The organism is Pseudomonas xantholysinigenes, from assembly GCF_014268885.2.
GTDB lineage: Bacteria > Pseudomonadota > Gammaproteobacteria > Pseudomonadales > Pseudomonadaceae > Aquipseudomonas > Aquipseudomonas xantholysinigenes.
Window position 1 is genome coordinate 3,042,112 of the sequence record NZ_CP077095.1, and the last position, 15,766, is coordinate 3,057,877.

Annotated in this window: 13 protein-coding genes and 1 pseudogene; 3 read left to right on the top strand and 11 right to left on the bottom strand. The window is 63.7% G+C overall.

The features are described 5' to 3' along the window. Positions 1-73 precede the first annotated feature (73 nt). The 4 genes from HU772_RS13445 to HU772_RS13460 form a co-directional block, all read right to left on the bottom strand. Complete coding sequence (locus HU772_RS13445; protein WP_186655348.1) at positions 74-2,329, bottom strand: ATP-dependent DNA helicase; 2,256 nt, start codon at positions 2,327-2,329, stop codon at positions 74-76. Beyond that, positions 2,326-3,975 (bottom strand): VRR-NUC domain-containing protein, encoded by a 1,650-nt coding sequence (locus tag HU772_RS13450; RefSeq protein ID WP_186655232.1) that lies wholly within the window; start codon positions 3,973-3,975, stop codon positions 2,326-2,328. The genes HU772_RS13445 and HU772_RS13450 overlap by 4 nt, the downstream gene beginning before the upstream one ends. Positions 3,976-4,158: 183 nt before the next feature. Next, the gene (locus HU772_RS13455; protein ID WP_186655229.1) at positions 4,159-5,565 is read right to left on the bottom strand and encodes a hypothetical protein; all 1,407 of its coding nucleotides are present in this window, start codon (positions 5,563-5,565) and stop codon (positions 4,159-4,161) included. Positions 5,566-5,757: 192 nt separating this feature from the next. Beyond that, on the bottom strand, positions 5,758-6,780 hold the full coding sequence (locus HU772_RS13460) for a zinc-dependent alcohol dehydrogenase family protein (protein WP_186655226.1): 1,023 nt from the start codon (positions 6,778-6,780) through the stop codon (positions 5,758-5,760). Positions 6,781-6,987: 207 nt separating this feature from the next. On the opposite strand from HU772_RS13460, the gene HU772_RS13465 reads away from it, so the two are divergent. Then, on the top strand, positions 6,988-7,902 hold the full coding sequence (locus HU772_RS13465) for a LysR family transcriptional regulator (RefSeq protein ID WP_225923014.1): 915 nt from the start codon (positions 6,988-6,990) through the stop codon (positions 7,900-7,902). Between the two features lie 169 nt (positions 7,903-8,071). Here the strand turns inward: HU772_RS13465 and HU772_RS13470 are convergent, their stop codons facing one another. After that, positions 8,072-8,680 (bottom strand): glutathione S-transferase, encoded by a 609-nt coding sequence (locus HU772_RS13470; protein WP_186655224.1) that lies wholly within the window; start codon positions 8,678-8,680, stop codon positions 8,072-8,074. Positions 8,681-8,692: 12 nt separating this feature from the next. Next, complete coding sequence (locus tag HU772_RS13475) at positions 8,693-9,049, bottom strand: hypothetical protein (RefSeq protein WP_186655222.1); 357 nt, start codon at positions 9,047-9,049, stop codon at positions 8,693-8,695. 106 nt (positions 9,050-9,155) lie between these two features. Between HU772_RS13475 and HU772_RS13480 the strand changes: the two genes are divergently transcribed. Further along, entirely contained in the window at positions 9,156-10,073 is a 918-nt protein-coding gene (locus HU772_RS13480; RefSeq protein WP_186655219.1) for a LysR substrate-binding domain-containing protein, read from the top strand. Between the two features lie 490 nt (positions 10,074-10,563). Here HU772_RS13480 and HU772_RS13485 read toward each other — a convergent pair whose 3' ends face one another. The 5 genes and pseudogenes from HU772_RS13485 to HU772_RS13505 form a co-directional block, all read right to left on the bottom strand. Beyond that, positions 10,564-11,499 carry an alpha/beta hydrolase gene (locus HU772_RS13485; RefSeq protein ID WP_186655216.1) on the bottom strand — a complete coding sequence of 312 codons (936 nt, stop codon included), beginning with the start codon at positions 11,497-11,499 and terminating at the stop codon, positions 10,564-10,566. 28 nt (positions 11,500-11,527) lie between these two features. Continuing rightward, the gene (locus HU772_RS13490; protein ID WP_186655213.1) at positions 11,528-12,163 is read right to left on the bottom strand and encodes an SDR family oxidoreductase; all 636 of its coding nucleotides are present in this window, start codon (positions 12,161-12,163) and stop codon (positions 11,528-11,530) included. Between the two features lie 63 nt (positions 12,164-12,226). Further along, positions 12,227-13,126: an alpha/beta hydrolase gene (locus tag HU772_RS13495; protein WP_186655211.1), complete on the bottom strand. Its 900-nt coding sequence runs from the start codon at positions 13,124-13,126 to the stop codon at positions 12,227-12,229. A gap of 278 nt (positions 13,127-13,404) precedes the next feature. Then, on the bottom strand, positions 13,405-14,322 hold the full coding sequence (locus HU772_RS13500) for an AraC family transcriptional regulator (RefSeq protein WP_186655209.1): 918 nt from the start codon (positions 14,320-14,322) through the stop codon (positions 13,405-13,407). Positions 14,323-14,775: 453 nt separating this feature from the next. Continuing rightward, a pseudogene (locus HU772_RS13505) lies at positions 14,776-15,346 on the bottom strand (outer membrane beta-barrel protein); the annotation flags it as partial. A 53-nt stretch (positions 15,347-15,399) separates the two neighbouring features. Between HU772_RS13505 and HU772_RS13510 the strand changes: the two are divergent. Further along, a complete protein-coding gene (locus tag HU772_RS13510; RefSeq protein WP_264082534.1) occupies positions 15,400-15,735 on the top strand; it encodes an acyl-CoA dehydrogenase C-terminal domain-containing protein in 336 nt (111 codons plus the stop codon). Positions 15,736-15,766 lie beyond the last annotated feature (31 nt).

Here is a 15,766-nt window from a genome sequence, read left to right on the forward strand (position 1 = left end):
TCGAGAATCAACGAATGTTGGGGGTTGGAACGCGCAGTGTACTGGGAGTTTCAACGCCAGGCGATGGGCACGTTCAGGCGCAGTGCCACCAGCTGGGGAACATCTGCCGTACCCGCGGCTCGGCGAAACGCTCGTCGATCAGCAACAGCACGCCGCGGTCCTGGTCGCCACGGATCACCCGGCCGGCCGCCTGGATCACCTTGCGCACCCCGGGATAAAGGTAGGCATAGTCGAAACCGGCGCCGAACTGGCGGCCCAGGCGCTGCTTGAACTGCTCATTGACCGGGTTGACCTGGGGCAGCCCGAGGGTGGCGACGAAGGCGCCGATCAGCCGCGTGCCCGGCAGGTCCACGCCTTCGCCAAAGGCGCCACCGAGCACGGCGAAGCCAATGCCCTGGCCATCTTCGACGAAACGCGCGAGAAACACCTCGCGGCTGGCCTCGTCCATCCCCGGTGCCTGGCGCCACAGGGGGATATCCGGGTGCTGCGCCTCTAGCAACCGCGCCACCTGTTCCAGGTACTCGAAGCTGCTGAAGAAGGCCAGGTAGTTGCCTGGCTGGCGGGCGAACTGGGCGACGATCAGTTCGACGATCGGTGCCAACGACGCCTGGCGCTGCTGGTAGCGGGTCGACACGTCGCTGACGATGCGCACCTGCAGCTGCTCGGCGCGAAACGGCGCGGCGACCTCCAGCCAGGCCGTGTTGGCCGGCATGCCCAGCAGGTCGCGGTAATAGTGCTGCGGGTTGAGCGTTGCGGAAAACAGCGTGACGCTGCGCGCCGCGCTCATCCGTGGCCCGAGCAGCCGCGCCGGCACCACGTTGCGCAGGCACAGCGTGGCCAGGCGTCGCCCGCGAGGGCCGTTGCGCGGGCTGATATCGAACAGGAAGTGTTCGTCGAACAGTTCGGCGATGCGGCTGAACTGCAAGGCTTGAAAGAAGAATTCCAGAACCTTGGGCTCGACCTCGGCGGGCGCCTGGTTCATGCGCTCCTGGATCAGCCCGATGCACTGCTGCAGGGCACGCAGGAAAGCATCCGGCAGGTGTTCGCAGACTTGGTACGGCGCATGCTGGGCCTTGTACAACGCATTCCACTGCCGGTTCAGCCGGTCAAGGGCGCTGCCCAGCCCTGCCGGCTTGCTCTGGCGCAACGCCAGCAGCTGGCCCTGGTCGAGGCTGGCGCTGTACATCTGTCGTCCGCGCTCCACCAGGTTGTGTGCTTCGTCCACTAGCACCGCCGTGCGCCACTGGTTGGCCTGGGCCAGGCCGAACAGCAAGGCATGGGCATCGAAGTAGTAGTTGTAGTCGGCCACCAGCACGTCGACCCAGCGCGCCATTTCCTGGCCCAGGTAGTACGGGCAGACCTGATGCGCCAAGGCCACCTCGCGCAGCGCAGCACGGTCGAGCAATGGCACACGGGCCGCTGCTTCGCGGGCCGCCGGCAGCCGATCGTAGAACCCCCGGGCCAACGGGCATGACTCGCCATGGCAAGCGTTCTGCGGGAACTCGCAGGCCTTGTCGCGGGCGATCAGTTCCAGGCTGCGCAAGGCCGGTTGCGCCGAGGCCTGGGTGATCTGGCGCAAGGCATCGAGCGCCAGGGCCCGACCCGGCGTCTTGGCGGTGAGGAAGTAGAGCTTGTCCAACTGCTGTGGCACCACGGCCTTGAGTAGTGGAAACAGGGTACCGAGGGTCTTGCCGATGCCGGTGCTGGCCTGGGCCATCAGGCAGCGACCGGTGCTCACCGCCTTGTACAGCGTCTCGGCCAGCTGTCGCTGGCCCTGGCGCAATGCGGGATAGGGAAAGCCCAGCGCCTGAAGCTCCTGGTCTCGTGCCAGCGTGCGCGCCTGCTGGGCTTGCGCCCAGGCCAGGAAGCGCTGGCACTGCGCTTCGAAAAACGTCTTCAGCGCACTGGCGCTGTAATGCTCGCGGATGACCGTCTGGCCATCGCTGTCCACATCCAGGTACACCAGCGCCACATCGAGGGCCGGCAATTGCCGCGCCTGGCACAGCAGCCAGCCATAGACCTTGGCCTGGGCCCAGTGCAACTGGCGATGGTTGGCCGGCTGCCGGGCCAGGTCGCCGCGGTGGGTCTTGATCTCTTCCAGGCAGTTGCGTGCCGGGTCGTAGCCATCGGCACGGCCGCGCACGCGCAAACCCTGGTAGTGCCCTTCGAGGGTCACTTCAGCCTCATAGCCGGCCTCGCGCCGGGCCACCACCCGGCGATGGCCGGCCATGCCTTCCTGGGCGGTAGGCGAAGGGGTAAAGCGCAGGTCCAGGTCGCCAAGCTTGGCGCTGAACTCGCACAGGGCGCGCACGGCGACGGTGTAGGTCATGCCGGCGGCGTCCAGCGTACGTGGCACACCGTGACCGGCAGGCCATGCTCATGGCAGAACGCGAGCCAGCGCAGTTGGTTGTCCTGCAGGCGGTCGCCCGGGCCCTTGACCTCGACCATGCGGTAGCGCCCCTCCCCCGGCCAGAACTGGATCAGGTCGGGCATGCCGGCGCGGTTGGCGCGGATGTCCTGCAGCAGGCGCACAAAGCAGGCCTTCAGGTGCGCCGCCGGCAGATGCTCGAGGGCTTGCTCGAGCAAGTCCTGGTCGAGCATCTGCCAGGCCACGAACGGTGATTGCAGGCCCTGCTTGGCCGTGTAACAGGCGCGAATGGCGGCGCGATGACTGCCATCGTCGAGCCGGCCCAGGCAACGCTCGAACAACTCGCCACGCCGCAACTGGAAATCAGCATCGTGCAGGTCCTGGGGCCCGACCTGGAACGGATGGAAGAACGCCCCCGGCACCGGGGCGAAGATAGCCTCCCAGCACAGCAGGCCGAACAGACTGTTGAACAGGGTGTTCTCGACATAATGAACAACCCCACCGGCCTCTTGCAGATGCACGCGCACGGCCTCCTCCACTCCCTGCGAGGCCAGCGTGAGCGGCAGCTCCAGTTCGATGATATCCATCGGCGCCGGACCTCGACGCGGCTGCGCCGGCCCGCCGAGCTTGCGCGCCAGACGCGGCAGCATGCGCGCCAGGGCTTGCGCCTCCTGGGCATTGGCCGGCGCCGCGGCCATGCGCGAGGCCAGGGCATGGGCCTGCGACCACTGCTCGCTGCGCTCGTACACCCGCACCTGGCGAATGCGCGCCTGCGGGTGGTCGCAGTCGGCGTAGACCTGCAAGGCCAGGTCCCAGTCGCCGGCACGCTCGCATTGCTGGCCGATGCCAAACAGCAGCCGCGCCCGACGCCGGGCCAGCCAGGGGTTGGCACTGTCGAGCCCGTGCAGCGCCGCCAGTACTTCGGCCGGCGCTGCACCCTGCTCCAAGCGTTCGGCGCTTGCATGCAAGGTCATGGCCAGGTCGACCTCTGCACGCTGGCACAGGGCCCGGGAATCATCGCTGAACGGCACCTGCTCGTAACGGTACAGGCCCAGGTCGGCGAGCACGAAGTCTGACCAGTCCTGGTAGAGGTTGCCGAAGAACAACAAGCGCAGGCGATCGCACACCGGTTGCAGACGCCAGTGCCACAGCCGCACCGGGAAATCGGCGCACCAGTCGGCCAAGGGCCTGGGCGCAAGCGCAAGCGCCTGCAACTGCGCCAGTAGGTCGGTCTTGCCCGCCCGTGGCCGCGCCAGTTGCGCGCCGAAGCAGTGGGCCAGCTCCTCCTTGCGCAGCAGCGCCCAGAGCTGCTCCACGGTCAGGGGGGCGTCGGCCTCGACCCATCCCAGGGCCAGCAACGGCGCCAGCGCGGCTTGGGTGTCGCCAATCTCGGCGTAGGCGAGCTTGTCGCTTCGAAACCACTGGCCCTTGCGCATGACCATGCGCACCAGCAAGGCCTGGGCCGGTACCGGCAGGCTGGCGAACGCCTGGATAAAGCCACGCTCGTCGGCATCCAGTAAATCGGCGTAGCGCTGCTCGACCCAGCTCAGGACCTGGCGGAAGTTGTGCAGGTAATACAAGGGGTCGTCGACAGGATGGGCGATCACGGCATGAGGAGAGTGCTAGGAGTGAATGCTGGTTATACATACAGGCCTGTATCGAAACAAGCCTCTGCCACACACCTCCACACCCCCGCGGCCCGTTCGCACGCCTCTAGCACGCGGGGTCGCGCGCGTTTGTCCGCTGGCCTAATCGCCATCCCTTACCGATGAGCGGCCAACAACAGGGGCTCACACCGCCGTCTGGCGCACTGCTGCGTCATCGGATGCAGGGTCTGCCACTCGACACAACCCTAGGTCGCGTCGAGCCAGCAAGGCGTACAAATGCTGTACTTCTGGCCGCAATTGGCCGGTGTAGATAGCCCGCAACTGGGCAAGCGTGAGCCCACTGGTATCGATCAGCCATTGACTCACCGGGTCCGGACAGGGCCTGCCCTGCAACGCCCGGTGCAGGTAGGGCAAGGCAACCCGCATGTTCGGCTGACAACGCAGCACGTAGGCATCGAGGTTGCGCCCTTGCGCCACGAACGGCGTGGACAACAGGCACGCCAACTGCTTCTCGCCGACCGCGTAGGCGTCTCCCAGGCGAACCTGCGCTTCGTCGCGCAGGGCTTGGCCCTGCGGCCACGCCAGCGGTCGATGGCCCAGGCGCTTGAACAATGCCTGGGCGCCTTCACGGTAGCTGCGCTGCTCGATCATCTGCGCCCGCAGGCCATGCAGGTGCGCCAGCGGCAGCGGATCGAACAGCCCGGCCGGCCCGTGGGGCTGTTCGCACGGGTCCGTGGCGTGCCCCAGCATGCGTTCGAGGGGCCCGGCCTCCCCTGGGTGCGGTAGCAGCGCCTCGACCGATGCCACTCGTACCACCCGCCCGGCCTCGATCATGGGCCGCGATAATGGCGGACACAGCGGGTCCGACAGGACATCGCCCAGTTGCTTCATGCCGTCTACCAGGCTGATCACGCTGTCGCCACTTACGCTCTGCGCCACGTGCTCGGTATGCCGCAGACAACGCCGCCCCCACGCCAGCAGACGATGCAAGCGCAGAGGCGGGATAGCGCTGACCAGCAAGTTGGCGCCATCCTCGCCACCAAGTGCCTGCGCCAGGCTCGCCGCCAGCTCCATGTAGCCCCTGGCGCCAAGCATGGCATCCGGCTGCCCGCCAGTAAGGTGGCCGAACAGCAACCAGGCATTGCCCGCCGCCTGTGCCTGGCTGGGCGAGCACACCGGCCGAGGCCCGAACGGCCCCAGTTGCCCGGCATCGGTACGCAGCAACTCGACGCGTGGGTCGTCCTGGAGGAACAACGCACTGAAGCAACGCTCGTGCAGGGCCACCGTCTCACGATCAAGGCTAGGCAACCTGGCCACCAGCACCTGCAGGCGAAAGGTCCCGGCATGGCGCAGGGCGATGCTCAATTGCGCGGCGCGCAGGCAGGCCAGCAAATGTGTGCTGCGCGGGTCCGGGCCATGCAGTACCAGGATGCGGAAACCACCGATGTTTTCCGCCCCTCCGCCCATCACCAGCATCCGCTGCACCAGCAGTTGCACCGAAGCCCGCTGGGCCTGGTTCATGTGTTCGAGCAGGCGCTGCAGGACCTGCTGGTAGATATAGTGCATGGCTTGATCATGGGTTGTGCTCATGCGTTCGCTCCATCTTCCTGACGGCTTCAAGGTGAAGCCCGAATTCTGGCAGTGAATACAGCACCAGGCTTGAAGGACGCTTCCCATAACCATGTAAGACAATTATCTGAATGCAGGCGCGCGCCTCACCTGGCGCCCAATAAAAAGCCCGGGACCACTGCCCGGGCTCTTGCCATCACATCGCTGAACGCGTCACACGGTGCCCATGTCCAGCACCACCCGCCCGCCACACGGGCATTCATCCATGTGGCGATGCGCCTCGACCACCTGGTCGAACGGGTAGACCTTGATGATCTGCGGCGTCAACAACTGGTCGGCGGTGAACTGGTTGATGTCGCGCAAGGCCCGCTGCAAGGCCACCTGGTCCTGGGCGATGCCCAGTTCCGGCTTGCCGGTGAAGTTGCCGATGCAGTGCACATGGAACTGGATGTTCTTCTGGAACGCCGCGCAGGCCGGGAACGGCGTCTGGTTGCCGCCCTGCAGGCCGTACAGCACCAGGCTGCCACGGGGCGCCAGCACATCGCCGAGCAACGACATCTGCGGCCCACCCATGCCGTCGAGGACCATGTCCACGCCGCGGCCATCGGTGTACTTGCCGATCTGCATCAACAGGTCCTGCTCCTCGGTGACGATCACCTTGTCCGCCCCCAGGCCCAGCAGGTATTCACGCTGCTCCGGCTCCTTGGTCGCGGCGAACACCTTGAGCCCCAGGGCCTTGCCCAGTTGCACGAAGGCCGGACCGGCACAATGGCTGGCGTCGGTGATCAGCGCGGTCTGCCCGGCCTTGGCCCGGGCCAGATCGACATAGGCGAAATAAGCCATCAGCAACGGCGTGTAGTGCACGCTGGCCTCGATCGGGGTCAGCACATCGGGATAACGGGTGATGGCGCTGCGCGGCAACACGATGACATCGCCATACACCGGGTGGTCGTTGGGGCTGGTAGCCGGGAAGCTAGCCACCCGGTCACCCACCGCAATATCGTCCACGCCTTCGCCGACCGCCGTGACCACGCCGGCCATCTCATGGCCGATACCCGCCGGCAGGCGCGCCTGGGAAGGCGCCAGGTTCTGCCGCCAGAGCACGTCGTACCAACTGATGCCGATCGCCTCGACGCGGATCTGCAGCTCGCCGGCAGCCGGGGACGGTTCGGCCTGCTCCTCGCAACGGAGCACATCGGCCTGGCCGAACTTGTGGAAACGGATCATGCGGGACATCGCATACCTCGCCTGTGTGAATCTCGTATTACCACGGACTTTATCCGGGCTTTCGCGGTTGGACCATCAGTGGCTGTTAATAGTCGACATGCTTGTCATTGATTGGGCCCCTGACTTTTATGTGCATTGGCACCCGGAAATCGGTGCAGGGTAACAGCCTTTGGCCTTAAGATTCACCCCTGCCCCACTTCTGGCGAGCCGCATCGAATGAATCGTAACGACTTGCGTCGCGTAGACCTCAACCTGCTCATCGTGTTCGAAACGCTGATGCACGAACGCAGCGTGACCCGCGCCGCCGAGAAACTGTTCCTCGGCCAGCCGGCGATCAGCGCCGCGTTGTCGCGCCTGCGCAACCTGTTCGACGACCCATTGTTCGTGCGCACCGGGCGCAGCATGGAACCCTCGGCGCGCGCCCACGAAATCTTCGCCCTGCTGTCGCCGGCGCTGGACTCGATTTCCACCGCGGTCAGCCGCGCCGCCGAATTCGACCCGGCCACCAGCAACGCAGTGTTCCGCATTGGCCTTTCCGATGACGCCGAGTTCGCCCTGCTGCCACAATTGCTCAAGCGCGTGCGCGCCGAGGCGCCGGGCATTGTGCTGGTGGTGCGCCGGGTCAACTACCTATTGATGCCGACCCTGCTTGCCTCCGGCGAGATCTCGGTGGGCGTGAGCTACACCAGCGAGCTGCCGGCCAACGCCAAGCGCAAGGTGCTGCGCCGCAGCAAGCCCAAGCTGCTGCGCGCCGACAGCATGCCTGGCGGTATCACCCTGGACGACTTCTGCGCCCGGCCCCATGCCCTGGTGTCGTTCGCTGGCGACCTGTCCGGGTTCATCGACGAGGCACTCGATGAAATCGGCCGCAAGCGCCACGTGGTGCTGGCCGTGCCGCAGTTCAACGGATTGGGCAGCTTGCTGGCGGGGACCGATATCGTCGCCACGGTGCCGGACTACACCGCCGACGCGCTGACCGCGGCAGGCGGGTTGCGGGCAGAGGACCTGCCACTGCCGGTGCAGACCTTCGAGCTGCACATGGCCTGGCGCGGGGCACAGGACAACGACCCGGCGGAGCGCTGGTTGAGGTCGCGGATACAGATGTTCTTCGGCGACCCCGATAGTCTTTGAAGTTGACCAGTGCGAGTTGCAAGATCTATCGACTGCCACGCGGCCCGCTATGCCACGACTCAGCCTGCCGTCAGCCCGGCCGAGTGTGTACATGGCATCGGCTCAAAAGCCAGGAAATGGCGGGAAGGCCGAAGGGTGCGGTCGAGCCAGGCCCAATCCGCACCCACGATCAGGCGATCGGAAAACGCTTGAACAGGTCGGTCTGTTCCAGACGCTCCGTATGGGCCTTGAGGGCCGGGAAATCATCGGCCTTGACCACTTCGGGCAACATCAGTTGCATGAACGACCAGGCCACGGCGGTGGTGAGCGCCGCCTGGTCTGGCCGCCCACCTTGCGCCGGTCGTGCAGCCCAATGCCTGTCCAGTTCGGCGCACGCCGCCAGCAACTGGCGGGTGACGCGCTCGACCCAAGGCAGGTGGAGCTTTTGCGCCGGACGTAGATTGTGCTCGTAGACAATCTGCACGCTCTTCTCGCACGCCGCCAGCGCCAGCCCCAACGTACGCAAGGCTGTGGCCAACGCTGCTGGCTGCTGCGGTAGCAGCTTGCTGGCGGGGTCACTGAGGGTCTCGAAGTAATCGATGATCAGTGTCGAGTCCATGAGTACCGAGCCATCATCCAGCACCAGGCTCGGCGCCTTGACCACCGGGTTGATCCGGGAGAACGCCTCGAACGTGCTGAACACCGACAGCGGATCGTGCTCGAACCTGACGCCTAGCAGGTCCAGGGAAATGGCCACCCGGCGAACATAGGGTGAGTCCAGCATGCCAATGAGTTTCATCCATCACTCTCCTTAGTTGATATTGATCTCCAGCGCCATTGCCCGGCGTTTGAACAGCTGGTCGAGTCGCCATGAAAAAGGATATGGCACACAGGCTCCAGGCCCGTTGGCAAGTGCTAGCTGCAGAACACCCTCACCATCGATCAGGGCCAGCCCGGCAGGCAGTTTCACCCGCTCTCCAGGTCCGATCGCGAGGTCGACACCGTCGGTACTGATCCAATGCCTGCCACTGACCACACGCGTGTCGATATCCTGGGCAAAGCGCACCGACAGCAATTGTGTCCTCGCCAATGAAACCTGCAACCATTGCCGTTCCTCTGCGCCATTGACCTCCTCCTGCAACTGCCGTGGTCCCACCGCATTGTCCATGGCGCCATTCCTTCCGCTCTATGAGAATTTACTATCCCTTACACTAGTGAGAATCTAGATACTTAAATATCGATATTTTTTTGGGCTTAACGAAAGAAATACTTACATGTCGAGCATTCCACCCATTACCTGCCTGCGCAGTTTCGAGTCGGTAGCACGGCTGGGCAGCGTCACCGCCGCCGCCAAGGAGCTGCACGTCACCCATTCAGCTATCAGCCAGCAGATCAAGGTGCTGGAGGAGATGATCGGCGTGACCCTGTTCATCCGTGAGGGACGCGGACTGCGAGTCAGCGAGGATGGGCGGCTCTACGCGCTGCAGATCCGTGAGTCGCTGAGCGGCATCGCCGAGGCGACCCGTCTGATCAAGGCCCAGCCCAAGTCGACGGAACTGGTCGTTGCCGTGCTCCCGTCGTTCGGGCTCAACTGGTTGTTGCCACGCCTGCCGCGCTTCCAGCAATCGCAACCGCATATCAGCATTCGCCTGCAAGCCAACCTAGCAGTTTCGAACCTGTCCCGTGAGTCGGTCGATGTCGGGATCCGCATGGGCAAGGGCGATTGGGACGGGGTGGAGCAACACCTGCTGTTCCACGACGAAACGCTGGTTGTCGCCGCACCGCACTTCAATGGCGGGGCCTTGCCGCGAACGCCGGAAGCGATCATCAGCAGCAACATCATCTTCAACATGGAGTCATGGCAGCCGTGGTGCCAGGCCGCCGGCCTGGATATCGATGTCCCACGCATCGGCCTGTGCAGCAACGATTCCAACCTGGTACTCCAGGCGGTGCGCCTGGGCCAAGGTATTGCCCTCGAGCGCCGCAGCCTGGTGCACGACGCCATCGAGCGTGGCGAACTGGTGCAATTGTCCCGGATCACAGTGCCCTACCCCTACCCCTACTGGTTGGTGCTACCCAACCGGGAGCGCTCTGAAGCCAAGCAACGGGTATTTTCCAACTGGCTGACGCGGGAAGTGGCGGATTACCTGGAGGAACTGGATCAAGACTACGAGAGGACGGAGCCAGCATGAACCTGCACCTGGAAAGGTAGAAGTGTGGTCATCAGCGGAGGCAGACTGTCCTGTTGGTCACCACGCACGCGCAAGACCTGGCCTCGGCGCACCTCAACCGGGCATATTCACGGCTGAACTGCGAGGCGCTTTCGAAGCCGACCCGCGCGGCCGTCACACTCGCCTCGCCGATGCCGCTGGAGGCGCCGGTAATAACGGCCACACGGCCTTGTAGGCGTTGATCACTCATCGTGGATTGCTCCTCTGGCGGTAATCGCCAGACGTTGAAAATGTTGAAGCCAGTATAAGGACGATGGGAAAGCCTTCTTTGCCTATTCCAACTGGAGACTTGCTCGATCTATTGAGAATTTGGGCAAGCCGCCCCCGCTCAACCCAAACTGAAAGGGGCTGCTTTGATAATGAGTTATGAGCAAGGGTAGATAGTTTTGCCTAAATCGGCAGAATCAGCCTGGACAGGCCAGCACATGTCGCACTGGCCCACCCGGCCCTGTCACAGGTGCTTTTGCAGGAAGGGAACCGCTTGTGCCATGGCCAGCGCCACTGGCTCCGGCTTGTCGTACAGGTCGTAATGCGACCAACCTTCGGCAACATAGATCTGCTTGTCAGGGGAAGCCGCCCGACCATGGATTTCCCAGCCGTCGCGGTAAGCGCCAAAAGCGCCCGGCTTGTCGCCGATGATCACCAGCAACGGCTGGGTCAGCAGCACTTCGGCGTGCAGGAACGCATCCCAGCCGAACGCTGCGCTGTTGAACGAGAACAGCCCGCTGGTAGCGCCGTTAGGTTGTTGCCCACGGGCAGTCTTGTAGTACTCGGTCGCCTCGAGCACATCGATATCGGTGAGCCCGGCAGCACGCCCCTCCTCCACCGAGGCCGGCAGGTAGTTGATCACCTGCCGCGCGCTACCCTGGGCTTCGGCGGTGCGCTGGGCAGCCATGGCCTGCAGCGCCGCGACCGGTTGGAAATTACTGAAACCTTCGCGGATCAGACGGCCGAAATTGACCCCAGTGATCGAGACCAGCGCCTTGATCCGGTGGTCGGTGATGGCCGCATGCACGGTGTAGGCGCCGCCGCCGCAGATGCCAATGGCACCGATACGTGCCGGATCGACGTAGGGCAACGTCACCAGGTAATCGATGGCGTAACGGATGTCGGATACGCGGATCGACGGGTCCTCCATGAAGCGCGGCTCACCGCCGCTGGCGCCCTGGAAGCTGGCATCGAAGGCGATCACCACGAAGCCCTCCCGGGCCAGGCCCGCACCGTAGACATTGCCCGAGGTTTGCTCCTTGCAGCTGCCAATCGGGTGGGTACTGACGACCGCCGGGTATTGCTTGGTGGCATCGAAGCCTGGCGGCAGGTACAGGTCCGCCGCGGTTTCCCAGCCGAGGTTCTGGTAGCGAACATGCTTGATCGTGATATCGCTCATGGGATTCTCCAGGTACAGGGACATTGACTTACATGAAGGCCGGCTTGTCGCCGTCGCTGCCCGGCTTGTTGACGCCTACGTTGTCGCGCGACAACCAGCCGGGCGTCTCGATGATCCGCACGATCAGCGCCGCGACACTCTTGCGCGAAACCTCGGTGCCCCGGAAAGGCGCATGCCGGCCGGTGGTCTCGTAATCCACCTCAACGTGATCGCTGAGCCAGGCCGCACGCACAATGGTGTAGTCCAGGTCACTGGCTTCGATCAGGTCGGCCGATCGCCGATAGGGCGGAAGGTACTGGCCAATCTCGCGATGGTTCCACTCGCCGAACTTGCCAGGAATCTCGTCATAGATGCCCAGGGAGTTGACGAAGATCAGGCGGCTGGGGCCTGCTGCGTGCATGGCGCCAATGATGCGGTCGGTCTGTTCGTCGATTGCACCGGCCAGGTTGGCGTAAACGATATCCTGACCCACCATGGCGCGAACCAGGTCGCGCGGCTCAAGTGCATCGCCTTCGATAACGGCAGCATTGGCTGGAACAGGGTCTTGCAGCTTGTTCGCGTCACGCAGGAAAAGGGTGAGCTTCACATCCTCGCGCCCTGCCAGCATGGCAATGACCCAGCGCGCAATCTGCCCGGAGGCACCGATTACCAGTACGTTTTTCATCTGTCATTCCTGAAATGTGCAAGGGATAAAGGGCGGCGCTTGGTATCGCGGCGCCCAGGGCAATCAGAGGCTGGATTGGAAGAACGGTGCCAGGTGCGTCATGGCGACATTGACCCCTGGGCCGTCGTACAGGTCCATGTGCGCCAGGCCATCAAGCACCACCAGCTCTTTTTGCCCGAGCGCCTTGGCATGCAGCTCCTGGCTGTGCCACAGCGATCCGGCGTCGCTGCCGGCGATGACCAGCGTAGGCTGGGTCAGCAATTGGTCGATCAGGTCGAAGGCATCGAAGGCGACCCAGGCGCCGAGGCCGTTCATCAGCATCTTGTTCTGCGCATTGGGATGCTGGGCACGAGGCGTCAGGTAGTAGTCGGCCGCTTCCTGCAGGTCACGTGGGGCACTGGTATCGCCCAGTGCCGGTACATAAGGGGCATACACCGGCTCGGCACCACCCGCTTCGGCCGTGCGCTGCCCGGCCAGGGCGTCGAGCACCGGCAGCAGGTCGTTGATGGAGCCTTTGCCCTCCCAGTCCTTGCGGGTGGCAGTGCCCACATTGACCGCGCTGGCGGTGGCCAGCGCCTTGATGCGGCGATCGACCGACGCCGCCTTGGCCGCAAAGCCGCCACCGGCACAGATGCCCAGCACGCCGATGCGTTGTGCATCGACGTAACCCAGGGTGCTCAGGTAATCCACGGCGCTGTAGACGTCGGCCACGCGATTCATCGGCTCGTCGAGGAAGTGCGGTTCACCACCGCTCTCGCCCTGATAGGACGCATCGAACGCCAAGGTCACGAAACCTTGCTCGGCCAGCAGGCGGGCGTAGGTACCGGCGGTCTGCTCCTTGACGCCACCGCCTGGGTGAACGGTGATGATCGCGGGGTACTGCTGGCTTTCGGTGAAGGCTGGCGGCAGGTACAGGTTGCCCGCCATCACGATGTTGCGATTGTTGAAGTGGACGTTTTGCATGGTGTTGCCTCCAGGTGGGCCGCGCGCCAAGCCAGAAAGCGCGAATGCCAGGTTGCCGAGGGCAAGGTGCCTGCCCTTCGTTGGAGACAAGTATAGGAATCGGCCCGCAGGGATTTTTGCCTAATCCACCAGCTTGCTTGCACGTTCCAAGGAAATTGCGCGGTCGTATAAAAATGCGTGTTTCAACGTTTAGCGCTGTATACCTCTTATTTCAAGGGCATTTCCAGAGAGGAATGGGTTTATAAGCCGCCTGACAAACATTGCCTATTGCACTGACTTCAACCTTGCTGGCGCATGCGTCGGACGTCACGTTGTGGCGGCGCGCCGAAAGCCCGGCTGTACTCGCGGCTGAACTGCGAAGCACTCTCGTAGCCAACCCTTCCCGCCGCCTGCCCGGCGTCCAGGTGCTGGTTGAGCATCAGTTGGCGGGCCTCCTGCAAGCGCAGTTGCTTGTGAAATTGCAAAGGGCTTACGCCGGTCAGCGTGCGGAAATGCTGGCGGAAGGTCGACGGGCTCATGTGTACCCGCTCGGCAAGATCATCGATGCGCATGGGCTGCGCCAGGTTCTGCTTCAACCAAGCCACCACCTTGGCAATCTGCTGCATCGGCGAACCGGCGGCCACCAGGTGCCGTAGCGCCACGCCATGCCGGCCAACCAGCAAGCGGACAATGATTTCCTGCACGACCAACGGCGCAAGGTGATCGAACAGCGCAGGCTCATCGAGCAGTTTCAACAGGCGCTCGAGCGCTCGCACCACCTCGGCATCGAGCTCGGCGATCACCAGCGCCTGGTGCGTGCTGTCCTTTGGCGGCGGCGGCAATTGCAGGTCCGACACCGTGCGCATGACCTGGCTGGGGTCGAGTGCCAGCATCAGGCCCAGGAAGGGCTTTGCCACTGAAGCCACCGAGACATGGGACACCACCGGTTGGTCGATGCTGGTCAGCATGCCCTGCCCTGCCCGGTAGTGCAGAACAGCCTCCTGCTGCATCACCTGCTTGCTGCCCTGGGCCACCACGCCAAGGCCGAGCCCATAGATGCACGGCATGGGATCGGTGGGCGATGTACGCCGATGCACGCTCAGAGCCGGCAAGCGGGTAGCAAAGTCACCGGCATTTGGAGCGTGTCGTGCAATCAAGGCACTCAAACCTGGCAGACCGGACTCGGCGTGGTCGAGGGGGGATTCGAGGCGGGTCATGTACGTCTCCATCAGCGCTATCGTCGTGCCAGGCATAATGATGAAGCGTTTTTTGTGAGTCGACCACTGTTCAGAGGCTGATCGCTTTCCTGCATGCTCGCCTTACCTGGCCTCGTACACAAGCTGTGCAAGGGGCTTCAGCTATTGTGGGGGGTTGCGAGCAAGCGAGGTGCCGCTGTCGCCACGAAAGTCCAACACTTGCCATCTTGGGCTTTGTCAGGAATCGCCATTCTCGATCGCGCATTCCGCTGGGGGTATCCAAGGGTATTTCTGGGGGTACATTTCTGATTCAGCTAACCCCAAATACCGTCCCAGAGCCCTGTCCCAATGTTCTTCGGCGACTCAGCAGTTCTGCTGGAAACCTCTGCAGCACGGCTGCGATTTACAACGCCAACCTGAGGCGAACCAGAACGAGCAGCGCGTGACCAGACCGCCCACGGCCTAAGCGCTCGATCAGAAGTAGAACAACGCCTCGACCATCGCCGTCAGTTGTGTACGGTCACGGCCATTGCCATAGGGACGATCACGCTCGCGAGCGTCGAACCAGTCGTAGCGCAGTTCCGGTCGCAGTGTAAGATTGCCGTTTACATCCCAACGCAACCCAGCGGTGAGCGCATTGAAGTCGCCGCCACTGGTGCTGGTCGGAAACAGGATGAAACCGTCCGGGTCACTGAAGTGTTCCCCACGCACTGAAAACGAAAGGTCCTGACGGTACTGGTAGGTCAGCACGGCATTCGCCCCCCCACCAGTGCGCCCCGCCGAAACCCGGACCAGTCACCACGTCCACCGTCGATGGCTTGCCGTCGCTTGCCTGATGGCCGTAAACCACTTCGGCGCCCATCGACCAACGCGCGTCGAACCTGTGCCAGCCGTTCAAGGAATGTTGCTGCTTGAGCTGGCCGCTGTCGGCGATCAACCGCGAAACGGGCGCCTGAACATCGCTGACACTGTCGTTCTGTTCATTCCCGACGATGAACTCGTAGTCGATCCAGGTGTTCATGTCTGGCGTGCGCCAGCGCCGCGCGGATCGAGAAAACCGAAGCCGAACTGACCGCCAGCGGCACGGCCGCCGCCAAGGTGGTCAACGCGCGATTGGCCTCTGCACGACTGGCCTTCCAGGAAACCGTGGAATTCGTGACTCAGAACGCGAAGGCAGCGCCCAACGATGTGTTTTCCGGCAGCGTGCCCTATCTGATGCTGGCCGGTAATCTCCTGGCTGGTTGGCAACTTGCCCGCTCGCTACTGGCAGCCGAGAAGCTGGTGGCCAAAGGTGAGGACGTGCCTTTCATGCAAGCCAGGATCACCACCGCCCGCTTCTATGCAGAGCACATCCTCACGCGCATCCCCGGCCAACGTGACGCAATCATCAATGGCGCCAGCAGTGTCATGGCCTTGCCCGTTGCAGCGTTCTAAGACGCACTGCCAGTGCCCGAGTCGCCCTGCC

Excerpts from the sequence above, each read along its gene's own strand:
- HU772_RS13445 (WP_186655348.1), bottom strand. The coding sequence starts at position 2,329 with ATGACCTACACCGTCGCCGTGCGCGCCCTGTGCGAGTTCAGCGCCAAG.
- HU772_RS13490 (WP_186655213.1), bottom strand. The coding sequence starts at position 12,163 with ATGAAAAACGTACTGGTAATCGGTGCCTCCGGGCAGATTGCGCGCTGG.
- HU772_RS13500 (WP_186655209.1), bottom strand. The coding sequence starts at position 14,322 with ATGACCCGCCTCGAATCCCCCCTCGACCACGCCGAGTCCGGTCTGCCA.
- HU772_RS13460 (WP_186655226.1), bottom strand. The coding sequence starts at position 6,780 with ATGTCCCGCATGATCCGTTTCCACAAGTTCGGCCAGGCCGATGTGCTC.
- HU772_RS13495 (WP_186655211.1), bottom strand. The coding sequence starts at position 13,126 with ATGCAAAACGTCCACTTCAACAATCGCAACATCGTGATGGCGGGCAAC.
- HU772_RS13455 (WP_186655229.1), bottom strand. The coding sequence starts at position 5,565 with ATGAGCACAACCCATGATCAAGCCATGCACTATATCTACCAGCAGGTC.
- HU772_RS13470 (WP_186655224.1), bottom strand. The coding sequence starts at position 8,680 with ATGAAACTCATTGGCATGCTGGACTCACCCTATGTTCGCCGGGTGGCC.
- HU772_RS13485 (WP_186655216.1), bottom strand. The coding sequence starts at position 11,499 with ATGAGCGATATCACGATCAAGCATGTTCGCTACCAGAACCTCGGCTGG.
- HU772_RS13465 (WP_225923014.1), top strand. The coding sequence starts at position 6,988 with ATGAATCGTAACGACTTGCGTCGCGTAGACCTCAACCTGCTCATCGTG.
- HU772_RS13480 (WP_186655219.1), top strand. The coding sequence starts at position 9,156 with ATGTCGAGCATTCCACCCATTACCTGCCTGCGCAGTTTCGAGTCGGTA.
- HU772_RS13475 (WP_186655222.1), bottom strand. The coding sequence starts at position 9,049 with ATGGACAATGCGGTGGGACCACGGCAGTTGCAGGAGGAGGTCAATGGC.